Origin of the sequence: Rhizobium sp. RSm-3 (assembly GCF_001854685.1) — a bacterium.
Classification (GTDB): Bacteria; Pseudomonadota; Alphaproteobacteria; order Rhizobiales; family Rhizobiaceae; genus Rhizobium; species Rhizobium ecuadorense.
The window spans coordinates 159934-185788 of record NZ_MAWZ01000046.1 but is presented as its reverse complement, the minus strand read 5'-3'; the positions used below and the strand labels follow the sequence as shown (position 1 = coordinate 185788).

Annotated in this window: 20 protein-coding genes; 4 read left to right on the top strand and 16 right to left on the bottom strand. The window is 61.3% G+C overall.

The features are described 5' to 3' along the window. Positions 1-40: 40 nt before the first annotated feature. Positions 41-1264: a lytic murein transglycosylase gene (locus BBJ66_RS26220; protein WP_071090924.1), complete on the bottom strand. Its 1224-nt coding sequence runs from the start codon at positions 1262-1264 to the stop codon at positions 41-43. Between the two features lie 205 nt (positions 1265-1469). On the opposite strand from BBJ66_RS26220, the gene galU reads away from it, so the two are divergent. Beyond that, positions 1470-2357: a UTP--glucose-1-phosphate uridylyltransferase GalU gene (galU, locus tag BBJ66_RS26215; protein WP_049734700.1), complete on the top strand. Its 888-nt coding sequence runs from the start codon at positions 1470-1472 to the stop codon at positions 2355-2357. 71 nt (positions 2358-2428) lie between these two features. Here the strand turns inward: galU and BBJ66_RS26210 are convergent, their stop codons facing one another. Genes BBJ66_RS26210 through BBJ66_RS26200 form a run of 3 tightly spaced genes read right to left on the bottom strand, consistent with a single transcriptional unit; the run spans position 2429 to position 8599 of the window. Beyond that, positions 2429-3664 carry an aromatic ring-hydroxylating oxygenase subunit alpha gene (locus BBJ66_RS26210; protein WP_071090920.1) on the bottom strand — a complete coding sequence of 412 codons (1236 nt, stop codon included), beginning with the start codon at positions 3662-3664 and terminating at the stop codon, positions 2429-2431. 34 nt (positions 3665-3698) lie between these two features. Further along, the gene (locus BBJ66_RS26205; RefSeq protein ID WP_071090917.1) at positions 3699-6152 is read right to left on the bottom strand and encodes a GcvT family protein; all 2454 of its coding nucleotides are present in this window, start codon (positions 6150-6152) and stop codon (positions 3699-3701) included. Then, positions 6149-8599, bottom strand: coding sequence for a GcvT family protein (locus BBJ66_RS26200; protein ID WP_071090912.1), 2451 nt, complete (start codon positions 8597-8599; stop codon positions 6149-6151). Before BBJ66_RS26200 ends, BBJ66_RS26205 begins: the two co-directional genes overlap by 4 nt. A gap of 134 nt (positions 8600-8733) precedes the next feature. Between BBJ66_RS26200 and BBJ66_RS26195 the strand changes: the two genes are divergently transcribed. Beyond that, entirely contained in the window at positions 8734-9585 is an 852-nt protein-coding gene (locus BBJ66_RS26195; protein ID WP_049734696.1) for a LysR family transcriptional regulator, read from the top strand. Positions 9586-9771: 186 nt separating this feature from the next. Here BBJ66_RS26195 and BBJ66_RS26190 read toward each other — a convergent pair whose 3' ends face one another. Next, on the bottom strand, positions 9772-11310 hold the full coding sequence (locus BBJ66_RS26190) for an outer membrane beta-barrel protein (protein ID WP_071090909.1): 1539 nt from the start codon (positions 11308-11310) through the stop codon (positions 9772-9774). A 143-nt stretch (positions 11311-11453) separates the two neighbouring features. Between BBJ66_RS26190 and BBJ66_RS26185 the strand changes: the two genes are divergently transcribed. Continuing rightward, positions 11454-12449 (top strand): KpsF/GutQ family sugar-phosphate isomerase, encoded by a 996-nt coding sequence (locus BBJ66_RS26185; RefSeq protein ID WP_071090906.1) that lies wholly within the window; start codon positions 11454-11456, stop codon positions 12447-12449. 28 nt (positions 12450-12477) lie between these two features. Here the strand turns inward: BBJ66_RS26185 and BBJ66_RS26180 are convergent, their stop codons facing one another. From BBJ66_RS26180 to BBJ66_RS26130, 11 genes are all read right to left on the bottom strand, one after another. Then, a complete protein-coding gene (locus BBJ66_RS26180; protein WP_071090903.1) occupies positions 12478-12933 on the bottom strand; it encodes an NfeD family protein in 456 nt (151 codons plus the stop codon). Between the two features lie 3 nt (positions 12934-12936). Next, the gene (locus BBJ66_RS26175; protein WP_071090900.1) at positions 12937-13974 is read right to left on the bottom strand and encodes an SPFH domain-containing protein; all 1038 of its coding nucleotides are present in this window, start codon (positions 13972-13974) and stop codon (positions 12937-12939) included. Positions 13975-14121: 147 nt separating this feature from the next. After that, the gene (hemH, locus tag BBJ66_RS26170; RefSeq protein WP_071090897.1) at positions 14122-15156 is read right to left on the bottom strand and encodes a ferrochelatase; all 1035 of its coding nucleotides are present in this window, start codon (positions 15154-15156) and stop codon (positions 14122-14124) included. A gap of 124 nt (positions 15157-15280) precedes the next feature. Further along, on the bottom strand, positions 15281-17197 hold the full coding sequence (locus BBJ66_RS26165; RefSeq protein WP_071090894.1) for a bifunctional metallophosphatase/5'-nucleotidase: 1917 nt from the start codon (positions 17195-17197) through the stop codon (positions 15281-15283). A 173-nt stretch (positions 17198-17370) separates the two neighbouring features. Next, the gene (locus tag BBJ66_RS26160) at positions 17371-17691 is read right to left on the bottom strand and encodes a hypothetical protein (protein WP_071091217.1); all 321 of its coding nucleotides are present in this window, start codon (positions 17689-17691) and stop codon (positions 17371-17373) included. Between the two features lie 40 nt (positions 17692-17731). Beyond that, the gene (gene omp10, locus BBJ66_RS26155; RefSeq protein WP_071090891.1) at positions 17732-18100 is read right to left on the bottom strand and encodes an outer membrane lipoprotein Omp10; all 369 of its coding nucleotides are present in this window, start codon (positions 18098-18100) and stop codon (positions 17732-17734) included. A 171-nt stretch (positions 18101-18271) separates the two neighbouring features. Then, on the bottom strand, positions 18272-19723 hold the full coding sequence (locus BBJ66_RS26150) for a homospermidine synthase (RefSeq protein WP_049734688.1): 1452 nt from the start codon (positions 19721-19723) through the stop codon (positions 18272-18274). A 185-nt stretch (positions 19724-19908) separates the two neighbouring features. Beyond that, positions 19909-20193, bottom strand: coding sequence for a YciI family protein (locus BBJ66_RS26145; RefSeq protein WP_071090888.1), 285 nt, complete (start codon positions 20191-20193; stop codon positions 19909-19911). Between the two features lie 2 nt (positions 20194-20195). After that, positions 20196-20825 (bottom strand): aminotransferase class IV family protein, encoded by a 630-nt coding sequence (locus BBJ66_RS26140; protein ID WP_071091214.1) that lies wholly within the window; start codon positions 20823-20825, stop codon positions 20196-20198. Next, on the bottom strand, positions 20822-22009 hold the full coding sequence (locus BBJ66_RS26135) for an aminodeoxychorismate synthase component I (protein ID WP_071090885.1): 1188 nt from the start codon (positions 22007-22009) through the stop codon (positions 20822-20824). Before BBJ66_RS26135 ends, BBJ66_RS26140 begins: the two co-directional genes overlap by 4 nt. A 183-nt stretch (positions 22010-22192) precedes the next feature. Continuing rightward, positions 22193-24046, bottom strand: coding sequence for a M3 family oligoendopeptidase (locus tag BBJ66_RS26130; RefSeq protein WP_071090881.1), 1854 nt, complete (start codon positions 24044-24046; stop codon positions 22193-22195). A gap of 207 nt (positions 24047-24253) precedes the next feature. Here BBJ66_RS26130 and BBJ66_RS26125 point away from each other — a divergent pair, with 207 nt between their 5' ends. Beyond that, positions 24254-25798 (top strand): sigma-54-dependent transcriptional regulator, encoded by a 1545-nt coding sequence (locus tag BBJ66_RS26125; RefSeq protein ID WP_049734684.1) that lies wholly within the window; start codon positions 24254-24256, stop codon positions 25796-25798. Positions 25799-25855: the final 57 nt, after the last annotated feature.

Genomic DNA, 25855 nt, shown 5'->3' with positions numbered 1-25855 from the left:
GTCCACATCCGCTATTATCTAGGTCACGATTCCACCGCTTCTAGCGACGCAGTGCGTTCAGAAGCGGCAATGAGGGCTCGCCATCCGGCTGCATGCCGATGCGCTCTTGCACGGCCGATATCGCCGCTTTCGATCCCGAACCGAAATTGCCGTCGACCTCGCCATTGTAATAGCCGAGTGTCTTCAGACGGGTCTGCAGCTCGAATTTTTCGGTGATGTCGAGGGCGCCGTCCGGCCGCGGCCAGCGCTGCTGCATGCCGCCGTAGCCGGCGATCTGGTCGGCGAGCAGGCCGACGGCAAGCGCATAGCTGTCCGAGGCATTGTAATTCTTGATGGTGAAGAAGTTGGCGGTCATCAGGAAACCTGGGCCACTGGACCCGGCCGGCATTTTCAACATGGCTTTGGTGGCGCTCTCGCGGAAGGCCTTGCCGTTCGGGCGGGTCAGGCCGAGGGCCGCCCATTGGGCGAGCGTGTGGGTCTTGCCGGCCTGCTTGGCGGCTGCGGCGGGAACGACAACCTCGTAGCCCCAGGTCTTGCCGGTATCCCAGCCGTTCTTCATCAGCAGATTGGCCGAGGTCGCCAGCGCATCGGGCACGGAGTTCCAGATATCACGATGGCCGTTGCCGTCGGCATCGACGGCGTAAAGCAGGTAGCTTGTCGGAATAAACTGGGTGTGGCCCATGGCGCCGGCCCAGGAACCGGTCATCTCGCGGGCAGGCACGTCGCCGTTCTGCAGGATCTTCAGCGCGGCGACCAGTTGCTTCTTGGCGAACTTGGCACGGCTCGGATCGGCATAGGCAAGCGTTGCCAGCGCGCGCGGCACGTAATGCAGCCGGTCGTCCTTGTCGAGGATCGCGCCATAATTCGATTCCATCGACCAGATGGCGAGCAGAATGGTTTTGTCGACGCCGAATCGCTGTTCGATCGCAGCCAGCGTTCTTGCGTGCTTGGCGGCCATCTCGCGGCCGATCTTGACCGTATAGGGATTGACGCGGGAGTCGATGTAGTCCCAAATCTTCGAAGTGAATTCAGGCTGGTAGGCCGCCTTTTCCAGCACGGTCGGGTCGGGCTCGCTCACCCCGGAAAAGGCATTTTGATAAGTTGCCTTACTGATGCCACTCTGAGCGGCTGTTTGGTAAAAATCCGCGATCCATTTCTGGAACCGGGAATCGGCTTTCGCGTTGTCGGGGACCAGTCCCACATGGGCGGCGACAATGAGGGCGAGAGCAAGACCACGAAGGGAGTATTTGTGATTCTGGGTCATCGACAGTGTTATCCGTCATCTTCAGTTTCTGGCGCAGCGGGGCATCATGTCCGCCCAGACCCGAGACTATAGGAACGGAGTCAACAAATTCTTTACCATGGCGATCCGCTGCGGTCACCATTTGCAAAACAGTAGCAATTCTATACTAGTTAAAGCTAAAAAGCTCCATTTCCAAAGCGATATGAATCGAAGCAGGAGGCCGGGTGTGGCTCAACACAACAAAGTTCGTAAAGCAGTATTTCCGGTTGCCGGGTTGGGAACGCGATTCCTCCCCGCAACCAAGGCTGTTCCGAAGGAAATGTTGACCGTCGTCGACAAGCCGATCATTCAATATGTCGTCGACGAGGCGATCGAGGCCGGGATCGAACATCTGGTCTTCGTCACCGGACGCAACAAGCACGTCATCGAAGATTATTTCGACATCCATTTCGAGCTGGAGCAGACGCTCAAGGAACGCGCCAAGAAGGCTGAGATCACCCTTCTCGCCCAGCAATTGCCGAAGGCCGGTACGGTGAGCTTCACCCGCCAGCAGGAGCCGCTCGGCCTCGGCCACGCGGTCTGGTGCGCCCGCGAGATCGTCGGTGACGAGCCCTTCGCCCTGCTGCTGCCCGATATGATCATGAAGGGCGACAAGGGCTGCATGAAGGGCATGATCGACCTTTACGGCCAGAGCGGCGGCAATATCATCGCCGTCGAAGAATGCGCGCCTGATCAGGCGCATAAATACGGCATCGTCGGTGTCGGCGAGGCGATCGGCGAGGGCTTCCGCATCACCGGCATGGTGGAAAAGCCCGCCAAGGGAACCGCGCCTTCCAACTTCTTCATCAACGGCCGCTACATCCTGCAGCCGGAAATCTTCAAGATCCTCGAAACCCAGGAGCGCGGCGCCGGCAACGAGATCCAGCTCACCGACGGCATGCTGAAGCTCTTGAAGGAACAGGATTTTGCCGGTTACCACTTCCGCGGCACGACCTATGACTGCGGCGCCAAGGACGGCTTCATCCTGGCGAACGTCGCCTACGCCCTCGAACGTGCTGACATCCGTCCGTCGGTCGAAGGCGGCTTCAAGGAATTGCTTGCGAGCCTGAGATAGGGCTTCGCCCAGCGTATCAATTAAAAGAGCCGCGCGCATCCAGACCGGATGCGCGCGGCTTTAGAATTCGGTCAGTTCGGCCGGCTGATCTCGTCCAGATACCAGTTGATATAGCGCAGTTCGTTCTGCTCCATCGGCGCGATCGGTCCCGGCACAAAATAGTGCGAGAGCACGCCGCGCGACGTGTGCTCGATGATGGACTTGTCCTCGTCGGTCGTCACCGTCCAGAGCCACACGAGCTTGGCGAGATCATAGTCTCTGCCCTCCTCGGCTTCACTGTTGACGAGCCAGATCAGTTCCATTTCGCAAGCTCTCGGGCCCTTCGGAATGAAGCGATAGATCATACCGTGATCGGGATAGCAGACGAGAAATGAGGTGCCGCCGAGATGGACGGAGGTGACGCCGCCATCAAATTCGGTAAATCGGCCCATCAGTATGCTGAGCGGCGAGCCGTCCTGGCTGCCGGTCTTAACACCGTCATAAAGCGCATAACGGAACGCGTGGATGGCTTCTCTGCCCGTCGCCGATGTCTGCCAGTGATCGCCGGAACCGACCGCGATGCCGAGGGCGCATGTGCGTTCCTCCATCGCGGCGTTCAGCGCCTCGATCATGTGCAGTGGCTGTTCCAGCGCGTGAGTCTGCGAATATTCGGGGTGCGCCGGGCCGCAGTGGTAGCATTCCACATAGTTTTCCACCGCCAGCTTCCAGTTGGCGTCGACCGGATAGGTCTGCCGATGCGCCACCTTAGCCTGCCGCCAGCCATATTGGCCGCAGGTCGCAAGGAGCAGATTTTCGACCTCGGAGAAATCGAGCGGGTCGTCTGCGAAGGAAATGAAGATCAAGCCTTCGACCACACGGACATGCAGCGTCTTCAGTCCGTAATCCTCCCGGTTGAAGTCTTTTGGCATCAGCCTTGCTGCCTTCAGGCTTCCATCATTGCCATAGGTCCAGGCATGGTAGGGACAGACGAAGCCACGGGCATTGCCCTTATCCCGGGTGCAGACCTCGGCGCCGCGATGGCGGCACACATTGAGCAGCGCATGAATTGTTCCATCGGCATGTCGCGTGACGATCACCTGCTCCGAGGCCATGCGAAACACTTCGAAGTCATTCGGATTTGGAACAACGCTCTCATGCGCGAGGCAATGCCAATGGCGGCGGAACACGCGCTCCAGATCACGCTCATAAATGTCCGGATCTATGTAGAATGGCCGGGCAAGACCGTGGCCCGGCTTATGAGCCGCAATGAGCTGATCGATGCGGTCGACCGATGGCGCAGCCGGTGTTTTGGTTTCAGGTGCTAGCATGGGAATGTCTCCGGAAATACCGATAGGTCCGTCATCACATCCGGACCCTCGCGGCATTCGGATCATACATCGGCGCAAGTGATGGCTCGGCTCTCACCCTCGTTCCCGCAATCTCGATCTCGTAAAATGAGCCAAGCACTTTCGCCACGCTCTCACCCTCACAGGGCACGTAACCCAACCCAATTGCACCGCCGAGGAAATGGCCGTAATTACCGGAGGTTATCGTGCCGACGATCTCTCCGTCGCGGATGATTGCCTCGTTGTGAAAGAGCAACGGTTCAGGATCTGTGAGCTTGAATTGCACCAGCCGGCGATCAAGGCCCGTTTCCTGCTTGCGCAAGACGGCATCGCGGCCGATGAACTCGCCTTTGCCCGTCTTGACGGCGAAGCCGAGGCCTGCTTCCAGCACATGATCTTCATCGGTAATGTCATGGCCAAAATGGCGGAACGCCTTTTCGATGCGGCAGCTATCGAGCGTGTGGATGCCGCAAAGCTTCAGACCGAGGTCCAGGCCTGCCAGTTCCAGCGCCTCAAAAACGTGGGCGGCCTGGTCGGTGGAGACATACAGCTCCCAGCCGAGCTCGCCGACATAGGTGACGCGGTGAGCGCGCGCCAGTCCCATGCCGATCTCGATTTCCCGCGCGGTGCCAAAGGGATGGGCATCGTTGGAGAAATCGTCAGGGCTGATCCTCTGCACCAGCTGACGTGACTTCGGACCCATCACGCAGAGCACGCTTTCGGCCGCCGTCATATCGGTAACCACGACATTTTCATCGGCCGCGTGCTTGCGCAGCCAGGCAAGATCACGCTGCAGTGTCGCACCTGGAACAATGAGCAGGAAGGCGGTTTCGGTCAGCCGGGTTGCGGTGAGGTCACTTTCGATGCCGCCACGACGGTTCAGCATCTGCGTGTAGACGATACGGCCGGCGGGCACGTCTATCTGGTTCGCGCAGAGCCGTTGCAGGAAGCGACAGGCGTCTCGCCCTTCGACCCGGATTTTGCCAAAGGAGGTCATGTCGAAGAGACCGACGCCGGTCCTGATTGCCAGATGTTCCTCGCGCTGGTTTTCAAACCAGTTCTGCCGCCGCCAGCTATACTCGTATTTCCGCTCTTGCCCTTCCCTGGCGAACCAGTTGGCACGCTCCCAGCCGGCCACTTCGCCGAACACGGCGCCACGCGCCGCAAGGTGCTCATGGATCGGCGAGCGGCGTATGCCGCGCGCGGTCGCCATCTGCCGATAGGGGAAATGGTCCGCGTAAAGCAGGCCGAGCGTCTCCGTGACGCGCTCCTTCAGGTAGAACCGGTTCTTCTGGAAGGGCTGGGCGCGCCGGATGTCTACATCCCAGAGATCGAAGGGCGGTTCGCCGTCGTTCATCCATTGGGCAAGCGCCATGCCGGCGCCACCGGAAGATACGATGCCGATCGAATTGTATCCGGCCGCCACCCAATAGCCTTTCACTTCCGGCGCCTCGCCGAGATAATAGCGATCGTCGGGAGTAAAGCTCTCCGGTCCATTGAAGAAGGTGTGAATGCCGGCAGTTTCCAGCATCGGCATCCGGTTGATCGCCATTTCGAGGATCGGCTGGAAGTGGTCGAAATCCTCCGGCAATTGGTCAAAGCAGAAGTCCTCGCGGATCGCCTCGCCCGCCGGCGGCCAAGGCTTGGCGACCGGCTCAAAGGCGCCGATGAGCATCTTGCCGGCATCTTCTTTGTAATAGGTACACTCGTCCGGGACACGCAGCACAGGCAGAGACTTCAGCCCTTCAACCGGCTCGGTGACGATATAGAAATGCTCGCAGGCATGCAGCGGCAGGGTGACGCCGGATTGCCGAGCGAGATCTCTGCCCCACATGCCGGCGGCGTTGACGACATTTTCCGTCTCGATCGTGAAACGCTCGCCGGCCTGCTCGCAGACGACACCGACGACTCGACCATCTCTGGCAAGCACCTCGATGACTTTTACGCCTTCGATGATGGTTGCACCGTGCTGCCGCGCTCCCTTGGCGAGCGCCATGACGATGTTTGCCGGGTCGCATTGTCCGTCGAGCGGCAGGTGAACCGCTGCCTTGACGTCGCCGATGTTGAGATGGGGGTAAAGCGCCTTCGCCTCTTCCGGCGAAATCTCGCGAACGTCGATTTTGAACGCCCGGGCCAACGAGGCCTGACGGTAGATCTCTTCCTTACGCTCTTCGGTCAGGGCAACCGTGATCGAGCCATTTTGGCGCATGCCGGTGGCGATGCCGGTTTCGGCCTCCAGCCTGACGTAGAGATCGGCGGAATATTTGGCGAGGCGCGTCATGTTTTGCGAGGCGCGGAGCTGACCGATGAGGCCGGCCGCGTGCCATGTGGTGCCTGAGGTGAGCTGTTTGCGTTCGAGCAGCACGACATCGGTCCAGCCAAGCTTGGCCAGGTGGTAGGCGATGGAACAGCCTGAAACGCCGCCGCCGATGATCACGGCGCGTGCCTTTTGGGGGATGGGTTTCGTCACGCTCGCAGCCTCTCGTTCTCGGGATCCCATAACGGCCGGTCGGACTGGACGACGGCCTTGTACCGGTCACCGAAGATTTCAACCTCCAGCTCCGTGCCCGGCACCGCCAGATCCGACCGCAGCATGCCGAGCGCCACGGACCTGCCGACGCGGTAGCCCCAGTTGCCCGACGTTGTCTCTCCGACCAACTGACCGTCGCACCAGAGCGTCGACATATAGGGGGCGTCACATTCGCCGGCATCGACGACCAGTGTGACGAAGCGCTTCGTCACACCTTGCTGCTTCTCGCGCCCGAGCGCCGCCTTGCCCTTGAAATCGGGTTTTGCCCAGTCGACGAAACGCTCCAGCCCGCCCTGCAGTATGGTGTAATCGGTCGAAAGGTCGCCCTTCCAGGCGCGGTAGCCCTTCTCGATACGCAGGCTGTCGAGTGCTTCCATGCCGAAGGGCTTCAGACCATGCTTCCCGCCCGCGGCCCAGACCGCGTCGAAGACCGTGGCCGTGTCGTCCACCTTCGTGTGAAGCTCCCAGCCAAGCTCGCCGACGAAGGAGACGCGCACCAGCTGCAGCCGGCGGCCTGCTATCTGGCAGGACTGGTGCGTCAGCCACGGCTTGGAAAGATCGGCGTCCGTGATGTCTGCAAGGATGGCACGCGATTGCGGCCCTGACAGTATCTGGCAGGCCAAATCGTCCGTCACATCGTCGAGCGTGAATCGCGCGTCTTTCGGCAGATGCTTCTGCAACCATGCGAAATCGTGCCACTGCGCTGTCGCTGCGGTGGTCAAGAAGAAAAGGTTCTCTTCCAGCGCCATCACCGACATCTCGGTGACGATACGGCCTTTGTCGTCGGCAAAATAGGCAAGTCCGATGCGGCCGGGTTTCGGCACCTTGCCGGTGATCAAGCCGAGCAGCCAGTCGCGTGCACCCTCACCCTGCAGGCAGTAGCGGGAAAAGCCCGGCAGATCGAGAATGCCCGCAGCATCACGCACTGCCAGGCATTCCTCCTCGATCCGTTTCTGCCACGGCCCCGCCCGATTCCAGGTCTGCGTTGTTTGTTCCGACGTGTCATCGCCTGATTTGGCGTACCAGTTGGCGCGCTCCCAGCCATTATAGGGCTTGAATTGCGCACCAAGTGCTGCGATCCGATCATGGATCGGTGAGAGTTTCCTGTTGCGACCAGCAGGCCAGGCGTGCTTCGGGAAATGCATCGCATATTCGTGGCCGTACACTTCCATACCCTTGGCGATGCAGTAGTCCTGGTCGGAAGCAAAGCGCGTGTAGCGACGCGGGTCGCAGGACCACATGTCCCATTCGGTCTGCCCTTCGGTCAGCCATTCGGCCAGCACCTTGCCGGCGCCGCCCGCCTGGCAGATACCGAAAGTGAAGACGCAGGCCTCAAACGCATTCGGCACGCCCGGCATCGGCCCGATCAGCGGATTTCCATCCGGTGTATAGGGGATAGGCCCGTTGATCATGCGCGACAGGCCGGCCGTGCCGAGGATCGGCACGCGCTCGACTGCGTTATTGAGATACCATTCCAGCCGCTCGAGATCGTCAGGGAAAAGCTGGAAGGAGAAATCCTCCGGCATCGGATCGTCGGCCGTCAGCCAATGCGCCTTGCAATTGCGCTCATAGGGACCGAGGTTCATTCCGGTCTTTTCCTGCCGCAGATAATAGGAGCTATCGACGTCTCGCAGCAGCGGCAGCTTGTGGCCGACCTCCTTGGACCAGGCGGCAAGCTCAGGAATTTCTTCGAACAGCATGTACTGATGGCTCATCACCATCATCGGCACCTCGCGGCCGAACCATTTGCCGACTTCGCGGGCGTAATAGCCGGCGGCATTGACGACATATTCGCAGCGGATATCACCCTCCGGGGTGGAAACGATCCATTCGTCGTTTTCCCGGCGCGCACCGGTTGCGGCACAGAAGCGGAAGATCCTCGCCCCCAGGTCGCGCGCGCCCTTCGCCAGGGCCTGGGTCAGCTGCGCCGGGTCGATGTCGCCGTCATAGGGATCGTGGAGCGCGCCGATGAGGTCATGGGTCTCGACAAAAGGATATTTCGACTTGATCTGCTCGGGCGACAGGATGTCGAGGTCCATGCCCTGGTAGCGTCCCATGCCGACCACGCGCTTGAATTCCTGCAGCCGCTCGTTCGAGTGGCCGAGCCGGATCGAGCCGGTCACGTGGTAATTCATCGGATAGTCGACCTGAGCGCCCAGCTCGCGATAGAGCGAGGCCGAATAGCGCTGCATGTTCATGATCGACCAGGAGGAGGAAAACGTCGGCACATTGCCGGCCGCATGCCAAGTCGATCCGGCCGTCAATTCGTTTTTTTCCAGAAGCACCGCGTCGGTCCAGCCCGCCATGGCCAGATGATAGAGTGCGGAAACGCCGACAGCACCTCCCCCGATGATCACAACGCGCGCGTGAGATGGCAAATTCGACATGGCTGCTCCTCGTTCAAAGGCAAGTCTGGCAACGAACGGGAACGGCATCAAGCGGAGGGAACTTGCTTTATTGATCGAAGAATTCGATTAGATAACGCGAAGATTGCCCTCGCCCCAGTGAGCCCGGAAAGAACATGCAGATTGATCTCATCGAGACTTTTCTCGACCTGATGGAAACCCGCAGCTTCAACCGCACGGCGGAGCGGTTGAACATCACGCAATCAACCGTTTCCCATCGCGTCAAGGCGCTGGAGGCGCAGTTCAACCGAAAGCTCTTCACGCGCAACAAGGGTGGCACCGCACCGACGGCGTCGGGCCTGCGGTTCCTCGATCATGCGAAAGCCCTGCAATACCAGTGGCATGAAGCAACTCGGGCGGTCGAGAATGCGGGCGCCTATGAGCGATCCATGCGGCTTGGCATCCAACACGACCTTGCCGAAATCTTTGCCGGGCGCTGGCTTTCTGCGGTCCGCGCTGAGCTGCCTGGGACATCGATCTACCTGGAAGCGGACTACTCGATCCAGATGAACCGAGACCTCGCAGCTGGAGATCTCGATCTGGCCGTTCTCTATACGCCGCACTATCTGCCCGACCTTCACTATGAAAGAATCGGGGAAATGACATATAATCTGGTCAGCACAGTCGCGTGCACCGTCGGCGCACTTCGACCGGAAACCTATATCCAGGCCATCTATTCACCGGCCTTCGACCGTGCCCACAGACTGGCTTTGCCGCATCTGTCGGCAGCACCGCTGGCGTCGGGGCAGAACACCGCCATCACGGGTTTGCTCACGACGCTGGGGGGCGCTGCCTACGTCATGAAAAGCAGCGCCGCGCGACTTGCCAAGGAGGGTGTCGCTTTCCCGATAGAGGACGCTCCACCCATTCAACAGACGGTCTATGCCGCAACCAGCATCCGCACACGCCACGCCCATCAGCACCGTCGCATCATCGGCATCCTGCAGGATCTGATAGCATCAGCCTGAGCCGGTGGCAGATCACTTCGGAGCAATTTCGGAAGACGCTTTTGCGTGTGGTCTGGGGCAGGTAGCGCTGCGCTAGAACCAGGATGATTTAAGGCCGGGTCGGCCTTAAATCTGAATCCTGTTCTAAATTAAAGAGTTAGAGCATGATGTCGCCCGAAAACCGCTCACACTTTTCGGCATCATGCTCTAGCGTTTGAGCTTCAGGCCGACGCCGGCGCGGAATTGCTGCGAGTCGTCGCCGTCCTTGCGCGTGGTCAGCTCGTAGCCGAGCGTGCTGGTCAGATCGAGATAGCGGTTGATGTTCCAGGTCAGCCCAGTCGCCGCGGTGTAGACGAGCTCGTCGTTGGTGGTGCTGTCAGTGGGATAATCGCGCCATATGACGCCGCCGATCATCGTGCCCACCAGATTGTCGCGCAGCTGGTGGGTGACCGTCGTGGTCAAGGCGTGCGAGACGTAGCCACTCTCGCCCGCCGTGGTCGAGGGCTGGATGCTCGTCTGCAGGTCGAAATTGACATCGGTGCCGCGGATCGGCGACCAGAGCAGGCTCGCATCGAGTGTCGCGGTATCAATCGACGACAGACGGCTGTCTTCGAAATCCGCCATCTCATAGCCGACACCGACTTCACCCTTCAGCTTTTCGCCGAGATCGACCTCGACGCCTGCCTTGGCGCCATAGCTATGGCCGGAACGCTCGTAGCCGGCGGAATCGCGCGTCTCGTCATAGAGGGTTCGGCCGACCGTCGCCTCGATGAAGGGGATGAGCGCGGGAGACAGCTCGTAGCCGACGCGGCCGCGCAGCGTGCCGGTCGTCTGATCGCGGTCGCTCAGCGCAACGGTTGTGCCGTTCGAAAGCGTGGCGTCGGAATAGATCGAGCGGGTCAGCGCCAGCGCCGTCGTGCCGCGCAGGATGCCGAAATCGCGTTGGACGGAGGCGCCGGCTGTGAATTCCTGCACGTCGGACTGTTGCGCGGCATTGGCAATGGCGTCGGGGTCGTCTGTATCTTCCCGATAGAAATTATAACCGGCGGTGAGGTGGGCGACCGTATCGTCGGGAAGATCCAGCCTGAGGTCGCTGTTGATCTTGAAGGAAGGCTGCTCCTCGCCCTCGCCGCTGACATTCTTTTGCCAGGCGCCTTCCGAGGTTACTGTCAGCTGGTGTAGGCCCCAGTCGGAGGTCAGCGTCGCGGCCGCATCGGTTTCTAGGAAGGAGCGCTGCTCTCTGGTATTGCCGTCCTTGGTGGTCTCGGTGTTGATGCTCTGGGTGACGCTCGGGCGCAGCACGAAGGTGCCGATCGGAATGCCCGGCGTTTCCGCCGTCGAGGCACTTTCGGCAGCCCGGCGTCGCGGCAGCGTTTCGTCGATCGGTGCTTCGCGGGTGTTCAGCCGGCGGATGTCGTCGTCGAGGATGGAGCCGGTAATGTCGTCGCCGGATTGCGCGTCCGGTATGGCGGGCCTCTGGGCATCGTCTGCGTTTGTGGCCACACTGTTTGCCGCCGGCGCGGCCGAACCGTCGCTCTCGTCATCGAAACCGGCTTCTGATGCCGCACCGGTCGTAGCGCGATTGTTCTCGGAGGATACTGCGCGGCTGGTCGCCGACTGCAACGAAGCGGACTGCGCCAGGGCAGCCGTCTGGCTGAGAAGCAGGCCACCGAACGCAGCAAAAGAGACGGCACGGCTCATGGCGCGGAGCGGCGTCACACTGCTCGTCTGTTTTGGTTGGCCCATGCAATTCGCGCCTGACATGCTTTCGGTTCTTACCCAAAGGTAAAGCCTCGTGGTTAATCATTCGTTGCCGATGGCGGGCGCCGTTCACATTTCGGAAAGCGTGCGGGGTGGACTTGGAAAGTGAAAAGGTCTAACGCAGCTTCATGAACAGAAGAGCGATAAACCTCGTTGAAAACAGCGTGCTCGAATCGGCAAAACGCACGATAGAGACTGAAAGACGCGGCCTTGAAGCGCTCGAACAGGCCTTCGACGATGGATTGGCCGCTCCCTTCACCCGCGCGGTCGAAGCCATCAGCGACATCTCCGGCCGTGTCATCGTCACCGGCGTCGGCAAAAGCGGGCATATTGGCGCCAAGCTTGCGGCGACGTTCGCGTCAACCGGGACACCTGCTTTTTTTGTACATGCGGCGGAGGCCAATCACGGCGACCTCGGCATGATCGCGCCCGATGACGTGGTGTTGGCGATTTCCAAAGGCGGCGAGAGCGCCGAGCTCAAAAGCATCATTTCCTTTACGCGGCGTTTCTCCATTCCGCTGATCGCGATCACCTGCAGCGACCGTTCCTCGCTTGCAACCGCCGCCGATATCGTCCTTCTCGTGCCGAACGAGCAGGAGGCCTGCCCAAATGGGCTGGCGCCGACAACCTCGACGCTGATGCAGCTTGCGATCGGCGATGCTTTGGCGGTGGCGCTGCTGGAGGCGCGCGGCTTTACCGCCACGGATTTCCATGTCTTCCACCCCGGCGGCAAGCTGGGCGCGAGCCTGATGCATGTCGCCGATATCATGCATAGCGGCGAGCGGCTGCCGCTCGTGGCCAGGGGCACGGCGATGCCGGAGGCGATCACGGTGCTGTCGCGCAAGCATTTCGGCTGCGTCGGCGTGCTTGACGAGGATGGGCGGCTCTGCGGCATCGTCACAGAAGGCGACATGGCGCGCAATCTGACCCGCAATCTTGCCGAGCTTGCCGTCGACGACATCATGACGCGGACGCCGAAGACGGTGAAGCCGACGATGCTGGCGACCGCCGCGCTGGCGCTGCTCAACCAGCATCACATCGGCGCGCTGATCGTCATCGACGACGACCGCCGGCCGGTCGGGCTGGTGCATTTCCACGATCTGCTGCGGATCGGCGTCGCCTGATCAGAGTGGTTTGATCAGAGCTGTTACATCAGACGGGCTCGACTGTCAGGTCGCGGCCGTTGCTCGACACCACCTTCACCTGCGTTCCCGCCGGCAGGTCGGGTCCCATTACCTGCCATAGCGTATCGTCGAGGCGGATGCGGCCGCGGCCCTCGCGGATCGGTTCGTGCAGCGTCGCCGTGCGGCCGACCAGGCTCGCGCCGCGCTGATTGAGGAAGGGCTCGTCGGTCGTCGAATTGCGCAATGTCAGCCGGCGGCCGGCGAAGGTCGTGGCGACGGCAAGCAGCGCAAAAAGGATCGCCTGCAGTTCCCAGACCCAGAAGGCGCTGTCCCAGAAGATGAGCGACAGCGCGCCGACGATCAGGGCGGCAAGGCCGATCCAGACCAGGAAGAAGCCGGGCACGATCATTTCGGCGGCGAGCAGCACCAGGCCCGCGACCCACCAGCTCCAGGGACCAAGTTCGGCGATGATCTTCGCCAGCATGGTTTAGCGCTCCTGATCGGGATTGAACGGATTGGGGGTCGACGGGCTGATCGGCGGCGTCGAGCGCGCCGGCGCCGGGCGGGGACGCGGCAGCGGCGGCGGCGATGCCTGGTTATTGCCGGCATCGCCGAACACTTCGCGGGCAATGGCGCCGATGCCGCCGAGCGAGCTGAGGATGGAAGAGGCTTCCATCGGCATCATCACGATCTTGGAATTGGATGCCGAACCGATCGCGGTGAGCGCCTCGGTGTATTTCTGCGCGACGAAATAGTTGATTGCCTGAATGTCGCCGGCGGCAATCGCTTCCGAAACCATCTTCGTCGCCTTGGCTTCGGCCTCGGCGAGGCGCTCTCGGGCTTCGGCATTGCGGAAGGCGGCCTCGCGCTGGCCCTCGGCCTGGAGAATGGCGGATTGCTTGGCGCCTTCGGCCCTGAGGATCTGCGCGTTGCGCGAGCCTTCGGCTTCCAGCACCTGGGCGCGCTTCTCACGCTCGGCCTTCATCTGCCGGGCCATCGCATCGACGAGATCGCGCGGCGGCTGGATGTCCTTGATTTCGACGCGGGTGACCTTGATGCCCCAGGGCTGCACGGCCTCGTCGACGACGCGCAGCAACCGGTCATTGATCGCATCGCGGTTGGAGAGCAGTTCGTCGAGATCCATCGAGCCCATGACCGAGCGGATATTGGTCATGGTCAGATTGAGGATGGCGTTTTCGAGGTTGGCAACCTGATAGGCGGATTGGGCGGCGTTCAGCACCTGATAGAAGGCGACGGCATCGGCCGAGACCGAGGCATTGTCCTTGGTGATCACCTCCTGGGTCGGCACGTTCAGCACCTGCTCCATCACGTTCATCCGGGCGCCGACACGCTCGATGAAGGGCGTGATCAGGTTGAGGCCGGGCTCCAGCGTGCGGGTGTAGCGGCCGAAGCGCTCGATCGTATAGCGGTAGCCCTGCGGCACGGTCTTGATCCCGGCAAAGAGCACCAGGATGACGAAGATGACCAGCACGATCACGACGATGTCGAAGCCGCCGAACAGCATGAATTCCTCCTATCGGCGCATGCATGCGCGCCTCACAACTGATGTGGTGAGGTAGCATGTTCTTTGCGAGGAAGAAATGACCCACGAAGGCCCCGCCTCCAAGGAAAAGAAGGATGGGTCAGGGCGGATTTTTCAGCGTGGGATCTCTCAGATCCAGCCCTGCAATTCGCGGCGGACGACCTTTTCCAGCACCTTCATGCCGTCCTCGCCGTCGTTGAGGCAGGGAATATGTGCGAACTTCTCGCCGCCATTCTCGTGGAAGGAATGGGCGGCCTGTTCGGCGATCTCTTCCAGCGTTTCCAGACAGTCGGAAACGAAGCCCGGATTGATGACGGCGATGCGCTTGACGCCGTCTTGGGCGAGCTTCTCCACGGTCTTGTCGGTATAGGGCTGCAGCCATTCCTCCGGCCCGAAGCGGGACTGGAAGGTAACCATGAAGTTTTCCTTGGTCAGCCCCAGCCGCTCGCGTAGCAGCCGGCCGGTCTTCTGGCATTGGCAGTAATAGGGATCGCCCTTTTTGAAATAGGACATCGGAATGCCGTGGAAGGAGGCGAGCAGCATTTCCGGCTTCCAGTCGAGCGTCGCTAGATGCTTCTCGACGGACTTTGCGAGGGCGTCGATATAGGTCTCGTCGTCGTGATAGTCGGGCACGGTGCGCAATGCCGGCTGCCAGCGCATCGAAAGCAGCTTCTGGAAGGCCTTGTCGTTGACGGTGGCGGTGGTCGCTGCCGCATATTGCGGATAAAGCGGGAAGAGCACGATACGGTCGCAGCCTTCTTGCTTCAGCGCGTCGATGCGCGAGGCGATCGACGGGGTGCCGTAACGCATCGCCCAGTCGACCTTGACGTTTTCGAGATCCTTCAGGCGCCCGGCCATCAGCTCGGACTGATTGCGCGTATAGGTGCGGAGGTAACTTTCGTTCTTCTCCTTGTTCCAGATCAGCTCATAGGCCTTGCCGACCTTCTGCGGGCGGGTGTTGAGCACGATGCCGAACAGGATCGGATACCACTTCCAGGGCGACCACTCGATGACGCGGCGATCGGTGAGGAACTCCCGGAGATAGCGGCGCATCGACGTGTAGTCGGTGCCGTCGGGCGTGCCGAGATTGACCAGCAGGACGCCGATCTTGCCTGACTTGACGGCCGGATGGTCTGCCGGGCGGAGTGAAATATCTGCTGTCATTCTGGCCCCAACGCTCTTTTGTCTCGTCGGCTCATACGCAGCCTCAAGATCATGGTTCACCCTATAGAAAGAAAAGCCGGCCCGGGAAAGCCCGGGCCGGCGATGGAAATCGGGACAAATCGTCTTACTTGGCGGGAACCTCGATCTCTTTGCCGACCGTCAGGTGACGCGGGTTCGGACTGCCGTTGGCCTCCGAAAGCTTCCGCCACAGCGTGCCGTCGCCATAGAAGGTCACGGCAAGATCCCAGAAGGTATCACCGGCGGCGATGACGTGGGTGGAAGGCGTCGTTGCGACAGGTGCGGAGGCTGCCGGCGCCGGTGCTGCCGGGGCAGGCTCGGTGGCTGGTGCGGGTGCCGCAGGGGAGGGTGCGGGTTCGGCGGTTGGTGCAGGGGCTGCCGGCGCTGCCGGTTCGGCAGCCGGCGCCTGCGCCACAGCCGCGCCATTTTCGGTGACGCGGCCGTCGGTATAGGGCTTATAGGGTGAGTGGGCGGCCAGATATTCGGCGGTTACGTCGGCAAGATCCGGACCGAAATCATAGGCGTTCTTGCCTTCCTTGAAGATCGAATAGCCGTCGCCGCCGGCCCGCATGAAGTTGTTGGTGGCGACTTTGTAAGTCTTGGCCTGGTCGATCGGAGCGAAGGTGTCGCCCTCCTTCACCTGGACATCGCTGACGCGGCTGCCGACAGGCTTGGACTGATCGAAGGCGAATTTCAGGCCGGCGACTTGCGGGAAGCGGCCGGCGCCCTGATCGATCTGGCTGACGCCGTTTTCGAGCGCCTTGACGACATCTGCGCCGGTGGCCTCGAATGTGGCGAGCGTATTCTGGAAGGGCAGGACGGTGATGACTTCGCCCTGGGTGACTTCACCGCCGTCGATCGAGGCGCGCAGGCCGCCGCCGTTCTGGAAAGCGATGGCAACGCCCTGGTTCCTGGTGCGGTCGAGCATGGCATCGGCCACCAGATTGCCCATCGAGCATTCCTTGACGCGGCAGACCTTGCGGTCGCCGTCGATCGGGGCGTCGGAGGAGCCGATGACCTTCTTGCGCAGCTCTTCGATCGGTTTGGCGAGTTCCGCGATGCGGGCCACGACTGCCGGATCGGGCGTAAAGCTGGAATCGATCAGGATCGGATCGCCCTTGGCATCCTTGACGACGCCGCTATCGTCGAAATTGACGACGAGATCGCCGAGATACTTGCTGTAGGAGGCGGCCTGGACGACCGGCACCTTGTAGCCACCGGGATTGTCAACCATCGTCGGATAGGGGCCTTCGGCCTTCGGGTCGGTATTGGAGAGCAGGCTATGGGAGTGGCCGCCGACCACGACATCGACATCCGGGATCTTGGCGATCAAAGCGAGGTCGCGGGGATAACCGACATGGGTCAGAGCGATGATCTTGTTGACGCCCTGGCCCTTCAGATCCTGAACGGCTGCCGTAATGGCCTGGACGTCATCTGATATCGTGACATTCGGGCCGGGGGAGGAAAGTTCTGCCGTATCATTGGTGACGGCGCCGACGATGCCGATCTTCTGGCCGGCGACATCGAGCACCAGCGACGGCTTGATGCGGTCGCCGAGCTTGGAGGCGGCTGTCGCCTTGACGTTTGCGGTAACGACAGGGAACTGCACCTTGTCGAGGAAGGTCGCAAGCCCGTCCTCGCTGTCGTCGAATTCATGGTTGCCGACGGTCATGGCGTCGAATTTCATCAGGTTGAGGAATTCGGCTTCGGCCGCGCCCTTATAGGTGGTGTAGAAGAGCGATCCCTGAAAATTGTCGCCGGCATTCAGCAGGAGGACATTCTTGCCGGAAAGCGCCTGACGGCGCTGGTCGACCGCGGTCTTCAGGCGGGCAGCGCCGCCGAAGCATTCCTTCTTGCCTTCTTCCTCGGCCGAGCAGGTGGAGTCGAACTTGTTGATCGATTCGATGCGCGAATGGAAATCGTTGATATGAAGAATATTGAGTTCGTAATCCGCAAAAGCGGCGCCCGCGCTCAGCGCCAGCATGGACGCGGTCAAAAGACCGAAGCTGAAAGACTTCGTCATCCCTGTTCTCCTGATTGAGGCGAGAGATCCCCCTGATCCTCGCCAATCGCTTCCTTAGTCCGCCGGGGCGTTTCCCGGCCTGCGGATGTTCCATCAGTCGATGGACGACCGCAAGAGAAAGCTGGGCCAGGACGGGCGCTTTCCAAGGGGGCGGGGTAAAAAAGGCCGGGTGACTATCCCAGGCATTCGCCGTCGGTGGCGTTTCGGTAGAGTTCGTGCACCGCCTCTGCGATATTCGGAACCGTGGCGAGCGCGATGATCAGGCAAACAAGGGACAGGGTGCGGCGAAAGCGCCGGCCGGTCCGATAGACGAGAAACGCGCCTGCGCTATAGATCAGGACTGCCGGCAGGGCAAAGATCAGGACTTGCAGCGGCCCGTCGCAATCGGGAGCGGCAATGCTCTGGGCCCGATAGACGTTAGCCGGCAAAACGACCGCCAGGGCCGCAAGCGGCATTGCAAGCAACAGGACGAGATAGCCGGCGAAGGCCCGCATGGTGTTCATCCCCGCAAGCCTATCACCTCATCCGCTCCTGTCAGCCTCGGCGGGAAAGCGTGAATTGTGCGCCGGAATCGGAGGTGCAGTTGAGCTGGCTCGGGTTGACGAGGGCGCAATTGACCTTGGACTGGGTCTTGCGCACCAGAGAGGTCATGTTGATCTCGACCAAGGTCGGCGAGGTATTGATATAGGTGCCCGAGGCAAGAAGCTGGTTGCTGTCGGTCGTGCGGGTGGTGAAACTACCGCCCTGGAAGGTTGAAACGATACCGTTCGGATCGCTCCAGTTGCCTTCGACGCCGGTGGCGGCCGGTGCTGTTGCAACCGGCAGGCTGCGCGGCTCTGGCGAAACGCAGGCGGCAAGCGCGGCGGCGGCACCGACAAGAACGAGACCAGTTCTGATTTTCATAAGGCTTCTCCCGGCGATTCGGCGTGGCGGACAGCCGCCAAGTTCGGGCAAAACATGGCGCGCGCCCGCCGCGAAGGCAAGCCTTGGCGGGGTGCCGGGCGGCATTTAGACAGCCGGCGTTACAAAAATGCCCGCCTTGCGGCGGGCATCTTCAAACTCGCGCGAGCGATCTCAGCGAACGAGAATGTTCCTGAACTGCCAAGGATCTTTGGTGTCGATGTCCTCTGGGAAGAGGCCAGGACGGCCGTCGAGCGGAGTCCAATCGGTGTAATGGCCTTCGACCGGGCCGAGATAGGGCATCTGCACTTCGAGGCAGCGCTTGTAATCGATCTCGTCGGCTTCGACGATGCCGGCAGTTGGGTTTTCCAGCGCCCAGACCATGCCGGCGAGAACGGCTGAAGTGACCTGCAGGCCGGTGGCGTTCTGATAGGGCGCGATGCGGCGCGTTTCTTCGAGCGACAGGCGCGAGCCGTACCAGTAGGCGTTCTTCTCATGGCCGTAGAGCAGGACGCCGAGTTCGTCGATGCCGTCCTCCAGTTCGTCCTCGTCGAGAACGTGGTGGACCGGCTGCGGCGTGCCGCCATTGCCGAACATTTCATGCAGCGAGAGCACCGCGTCGTTGGCCGGATGGTAGGCATAGTGGCAGGTCGGGCGGAAGGTCACTTCGCCGTCCTTGTCGCGAACCGTGAAGTAGTCGGCGATCGAGATCGACTCGTTGTGGGTGACGAGGAAGCCGTATTGCGGGCCGGGCGTCGGGCACCAGGTGCGCACGCGGGTATTGGCGCCCGGCTGCTCCAGATAGATGGCCGCCTTGTTCCCCTTCTTGTGCTTCTTGGCGTTCTTCGGCATCCACTCTTCATGCGTGCCCCAGCCGAGTTCGGCCGGCTGCATGCCCTCGGAGATGAAGCCTTCGACCGACCAGGTGTTCCAGAAGACGTTGAGCGGCTTCGGGTGCTTGGTGCGCTGGGTGTCGCGCTCGGCGATGTGGACGCCCTTGACGCCGAGCTTCTTCATCAGCTTGGCCCAGCCTTCGCGATCGTGCTGGTCCGGTTCGTCGAACTTCAGGCCGGTGTCGTTGGCGAGGTTGACGAGCGCCTGCTTGACGAACCAGGAGACCATGCCCGGATTGGCGCCGCAGGTGGAGACGGCGGTGGCGCCGCCCGGGTTCTTCGCCTTTTCCTTGCGCACCGTTTCGCGCAGCGCATAGTTGGTGCGGTCGGCATTGCTCATGCCCTTGTCGAAATAGAAGCCGAGCCAGGGTTCGACGACGGTGTCGACATAGAGCACGTCATGCTTGCGGCAGAGCTTGATCAGGTCGAGCGAGGAGGTGTCGACCGAGAGGTTGACGCAGAAACCCTGGCCTTTGCCTTCCGTCAAGAGCGGCTTCAGCAGCTCCTTGTAATTGTCCTTGGTGACATATTCCTTGATGTGGCGGACGCCGTGCTTCTTCAGGATCTCCATGTCCGAGGGCTCTTCGCGCGGGTCGATGACGACCATCCGGCTCTTGTCGAATTTGAAGTGGCGCTCGATCAGGGGCAGGGTGCCGCGACCGATGGAGCCAAAGCCGATCATCACGATCGGACCGGTAATTTCGGCATATACCGGATAGTTCTGTTCCGTCATTCTTTTCTCCTGTGGAAGGGGACGAAGGCGTTCAGCCCGAAGAATTCTTTTGAAATTGCCGCAGAAATTGCGAGGTGACCGGCTCTAACCATAAAACCGCGTCACAATAAAGAGTGTTGAGGGGGAAAGCTCAAATATCGGGCGGGTGAGAGGTCAACGAGATCGTCTGGTCGACTCCTGCCAAATCAGCGTTTGAGGATTTCCAGTCCTTCGACCGTCGTCGTCACGGCAAGTTCGATGATGTCGTATGCGGCGACGCCGTGGAGGGTGAAAGGATCGGCGGCGACATAGGCTTCGATCGCGGCGCGGTCGCCGATTGCGAGGATCGCGCCGCCGGTGCGCGGCACCTTGCGGCCGGAGGCGAGGAACCAGCCCTTGGCGTAACCTTCCTTCACCCAGGCCATGTGCGGCTCCATGTGTTTGTCGGCTTCCTCGTTGGATTTGCGGTAGGTGAGGGAGAGGATGAACATGATCAGTTCCTGATGAGATTGGCGCGGATCAGGCCGCGCAGCGAGTTGCCGAGGTAAAGCGTGCCGGCGTCGAGATCGGCAAGGCTGAGGCGGCCGACGCGGGCCTTGCGCGCGCAGATGAGTTCGGTGCGCAGCACGCCGGCGAGCAGGCCGCAAGAAATGGGCGGGGTGCGCAGCATGCCCTTGCCATCATCGAAGAAGATCGAGGTGATGGTGCCCTCGCAGATTTCGCCGCGCTCGTTGAAGAGGATGACTTCATCGGCCTCGGCAGGGGTGTATTCGGCGCGCGCGGCCTCGTAGGCGGCACGGCGCGTGGTCTTGTAGCGCACCAGCCTGTCGGCGGAGTTCAGACGGGTCTCGGCGAGACGGACGGTCCAGATGGTGTCGGGCGGCAGCGGAACGAAGGCGGCGCTCGTCACCTCGATGCGGCCTTGGGCGTCGAAGGTCAGGCGGACGCGCAGCGGACCGGTGGCGCCTGCAACGGCTTCGTCAAGCCTTGCCACGGCATCGATCGGCTGCGGGAAGCCAAGGCGGCGGGCGGAGCGGGAAAGCCGGGCGAGATGCAGCCGCAGGCGGATAAAGCCGTCGCCGGGCTGCCAGCGCAGCGTCTCGATCAGCGAAAAATCGTTCATCGCGCGATCCATTGATCGCCGACGGCGAAGCGGGCCTTGAGCAGGCATTCCTCATATTCGGCCTCGGCGGTGGAATCGAAGACGATTCCGCCGCCGACATTGAAGACGGCCCGGCCGCCGTCAAAAAGCGTGATGGTGCGGATGGCGACGGAAAACCGCATGGCGCCGCTCGGCGAAATCATGCCGATCGCGCCGCAATAGGCGTCGCGCGGTCCATCTTCCAGCGCGTGGAGGATTTCCATCGCGCGGATTTTCGGCGCGCCGGTGATCGAGCCGCAGGGAAAGAGGGCGGAAAAGATGTCGCGGATCGAAAGACCAGGGATGAGCCTGGCCTGCACATGGCTGACCATCTGGTGGACGGTCGGATAGGTCTCGATGTCGAAGAGCTTCGGCACGTCGAGCGTGCCGACCTCCGTAATGCGGGAGATATCGTTGCGCAGCAGATCGACGATCATGCGGTTTTCGGCCTGCGTCTTGATATCGCGGCGCATGGCCTCGACGATTTCGGCATCCTCAGTGGCGGTGGCGCCGCGTTTCGCCGTGCCCTTCATCGGATGGGTCTCGATCCAGCCCTCTTCGTCGGTGCGGAAGAACAGTTCGGGTGAACGCGACAGGATGAGCGGACCGCCGAGATCGATCAGAGCGCCGTATTTGACCGGCTGGCGCTCGATCAGCGACCAGAAGGCGGCAAGGGGATCGCCATTCCAGCGGGCCTCGACCGGCATGGTAAGGTTCGCCTGATAGGCATCGCCGAGCCGCAGGTGCTCGTGAAGACGGTCGAAACGCTCTTTATATAAGGGGAAATCCCAGGCCGCCTTGGGGACGGTGAGAAATTCTTCGTTTTCGAGGCGCTGTTTCGGTTGGGCGAGCGGGTGTGTATCTGCCTGTGGCGCGTGGAAGACGCCGAAGCAGAGCAGCGGGGTTTCGCGGTCCTCAGGGGTGAAGGAGGCGAGTTTCTCCTCGAAGAGATATCCGGCCTCGTAGGCGATATAGCCGGCAAGCCATTTGCCCTCGGCCTTGGCCTCTTCCATCCTGACAAGGCCGGCAAAGAACTCGGCGCGCGTTCGCGCGACGATGATCTCGGCCGGTTCGGCGAAAAGCATCACCTGGCCTGATGTGTCGTCGTGGAAGAGAATATAGGGTTGATCGGCCACGCAACGCTTTCGGTTTGTTCTGCTCCTCATTGCTCAGATGCGATTGGGAGCGTCAGATATTTTCCATCTTCTCCCCTCGGGGAGAAGATGCCCGAAGGGCAGGGTTGGAGCGAAGCGACGTCCTGAACGTATGCGAAGGAGAGGTTCTGCCGTGTGGCTCCCTCATCCGCCTACCGGCACCTTCTCCCCGAGGGGAGAAGGGACTCGCCTCTCTCAGACCTTATCCAAAGCCTCCAATTCGTCGATCAGCCCTTCGATCATCGACAGGCCCTGGCTCCAGAACGACGGATCGGTGGCGTCGAGGCCGAAAGGCTTCAACAGCTCCGAGTGATGCTTGGTGCCGCCGGCCTTCAGCAGTTCGAAATACTTCTCCTGAAAACCCTTCTCGGCCTTCTGGTAGACGGCGTAGAGCGAATTCACCAGGCAATCGCCGAAGGCATAGGCGTAGACATAAAAGGGCGAGTGGATGAAATGGGGGATATAGGCCCAATAGGTCTCGTAGCCTTCAGAAATGCTGATCGCCGGCCCCAGGCTTTCGGATTGGACGGAGAGCCAGAGTTCGCCGATGTCGTCGGCGGTGAGTTCACCAGCCTTGCGGGCGGTGTGCAGCTTGCGCTCGAATTCGTAGAAGGCGATCTGGCGCACCACCGTGTTGATCATGTCCTCGACCTTCTGGGCGAGCATCGCCTTGCGCTCGCGCTTGTCGCCGGTCTTTTCCAGAAGCGCGCGGAAGGTCAGCATTTCGCCGAAGACCGACGCGGTCTCGGCAAGCGTCAGCGGCGTCTGGCACATCAGCGCCCCTTGCGCGCCGGCGAGAACCTGGTGCACGCCATGGCCGAGTTCATGGGCAAGCGTCATAACGTCGCGCGGCTTGCCCATGTAATTGACGAGCACATAGGGGTGGGCCGAGGGAACCGTCGGATGGGCGAAGGCGCCGGGCGCCTTGCCGGGGCGGACCGGGGCGTCGATCCACTGCTCGTCGAAGAAGCGCCGGGCGATATCAGCCATCTCGGGGGCGAAATTGCCATAGGCCGAAAGCACCGTATCCTTCGCCTCGGGCCAGGGAATAACGGCGCTGGAGGTTTCCGGAAGGGGGGCGTTGCGGTCCCAGAAATTCATCTGTTCCATGCCGAGCCATTTCGCCTTCATCTTGTAATAGCGGTGCGAAAGGCGGGGATAGGCTTCACGCACGGCCGCAGCCAGCGCATCGACGACCTCGCGCTCGACGCGGTTTGCGAGATGCCTGGAGTCGGCGATATCCTCGAAGCCGCGCCAGCGGTCGGAGATATCCTTGTCCTTGGCAAGCGTATTGGTGATCAGCGTGAAGATGCGGATATTCGCCTTGAAGGTTGCCGCTAGCGCCATGGCCGCCTTGCGGCGCACTTCGGGATCCTTCTCCTGCAGCATGTTCAGTGCCACCTCGAGCGGCACTTTTTCGCCATCGATTTCATAGCGCAGTTCCGCCATGGTTTCGTCGAAGAGGCGGTTGAAGGCGGCCGCCGATGTCATCGACTTTTCGAGGAAGAGCTGTTCCAGCCGGTCGTCGAGCTGGTAGGGCTTGTCTTTCCGCAGATCGACCAGCCAGGGACGGTAGTGGCCGGCGACGGGGTCTTTGGCCATGCTGGCATCGATCACCGCGTCGTCGATGCGGTTGAGTTCGAGCGCGAAGAACAAGAGGTGGCCGGAAAATTCGGTGATCTTGGTCTGCACGTCGCCGTAGAGCTTGCCATTGGCCGGATCGGTGGTGTCGGAGAAATAGGTGAGGCCGGCAAAGGAGCCGAGGCGGCCCATGATATCGTCCAGCGCCTCATATTCCTTCAGCGCGGCGCCGATGCCTTCGTCGCCGGTTTTCGTCGCCGCCTCGGCGAGTTTGCCCTTCCATTTTTCTTCAAAGGCGATCGCCGCCTTGCCGGCCTTTTCCATGTCGGCGACGAAGGCGGTCGAAGTGGCGGAGGGATAAAGATCCTGCAGCTTCCAGACCGGCAGATCGCCGAGCGCCGGATCGGAGGGCCCGGCTGGCGCTGCTGCCGACAAAAGAAGGCGGGCGTGCGGGAGCTCGATTTTCATGGGGCAATTCCTCTCCACTTTCATAACAGGTCTGCTTGAATAAGCGCGAGAAGGCCCGGCATCAAGGGCCTTTCGGCGCAAGAAAGGCGTCGGTTCGGCACGAAAATGACCCGTTCCAATCGTTAAAATGCAATTGTTTCTCAAAACTGGATGTTCAAGCCTTGCTGTCAGAGTGCGCTTCATGGTTTCGCATGAAGTGAGGCGACAATGACCGGTTACAATGAGCTCAAGGGAGTAGGGCAAATCCTCGTGGTCGAGGACGACCCGGTGCAGCGCCGCCTGCTCAAGAACGCAATCGAGCGTCACGGCCATGTCGTGCACCAGGCGGAAAACGGCCGTATCGGTCTGGAAATGGTCAAGCGCGACAGCGGCCTTTTCAACGTCATCGTGCTCGACCTGATGATGCCGGAGATGACCGGCCTCGAATTCCTCGACGCGCTTCACGAATTCGGCACCCAGATCCCCGTCATCGTGCAGACGGGCCAAGGCGGCATCGAGACCGTGGTGCAGGCAATGCGCGCCGGCGCCTTCGATTTCGTCGTCAAGCCGGTCTCGCCCGAACGCATCGCCACCTCGATCTCGAACGCGATGAAGCTCGACCAGCGCGAGGTGAAGGCGCGGGCCGGACGCCGGTCGCGCTCGGGCTCGGTCGGCTTCGACGACATCGTATCGGCAAGCCCGGCGATGCTCCGCGTCATCGATCTCGCCCAGCGGGCGGCGCAATCCAACATTCCGGTCGTGCTCGAAGGTGAATCCGGCGTCGGCAAGGAGCTGGTGGCGCGTGCCATCCAGTCCGGCGGCGACCGTTCGAACAAACCCTTCGTCACGGTCAATTGCGGGGCGATCCCGCACAATCTCGTCGAGAGCATCCTCTTCGGCCACGAGAAGGGCGCGTTTACCGGCGCGACCGAGCGCCATATCGGCAAATTCATGGAAGCCGACGGCGGCACCATCTTCCTCGATGAGATCGGCGACCTGCCGCTCGAGGTGCAGGTGAAGCTGTTGCGCGCCGTGCAGCAGGGCGAGATCGAGACCGTCGGCGCGCGCACTGCGCATAAGGTCAATGTCCGGCTGATCTCGGCGACCAACAAGGATCTGATCGAGGAGGTCAAGAACGGCCATTTCCGCGAGGATCTCTATTATCGCCTCAACGTCTTCCCAATCACCATTCCGGCGTTGCGCAAGCGCAAGGAGGACATTCCGCATCTGGTGCGGGTCTTTGCAGACCGCTTCTCCAGCGAGCAGAAGAACGGCCGCCGCATGACGGTGAATTCAGGCGCGCTGGCGCTGCTGACTGCCTATGACTGGCCGGGTAATATCCGCCAGCTCGAAAACGCGATCTTCCGCGCGGTCGTTCTGGCCGAAGGGCCGGAGCTGACCGAGGGGGATTTCCCGCAGATCGCCGCCCAGCTTCCGGAATACGAAGTCGTGGATCACCTGGCGCTGGTTGCCGACAATACCGGCCTCGATCCCGACGACAGCTATGGTGAGGAGTTCAGGGCGTCGATCTCGGGAGAGGTGCACCACCGTCTGTCCGAAACTTCCGAAAACGCCATCGCCAGCGTCAATCCCGCCGGCGACGTGCGCAAGCTTGCCGATGTCGAGGAGGAACTCATCCGATTCGCGCTCAAATTCTATCGCGGGCAAATGAGTCAAGTGGCGCGCAAACTTGGCATCGGCCGATCCACACTTTATCGCAAGCTCAAAGATTACGGCATAGACCCCGATAATCCCCAGAAAGATGCGGCTTAAGGGCTTTTTGTTAAGACTAAGGCAACCACGATTTGTTACTGATCATAAACCACTTGT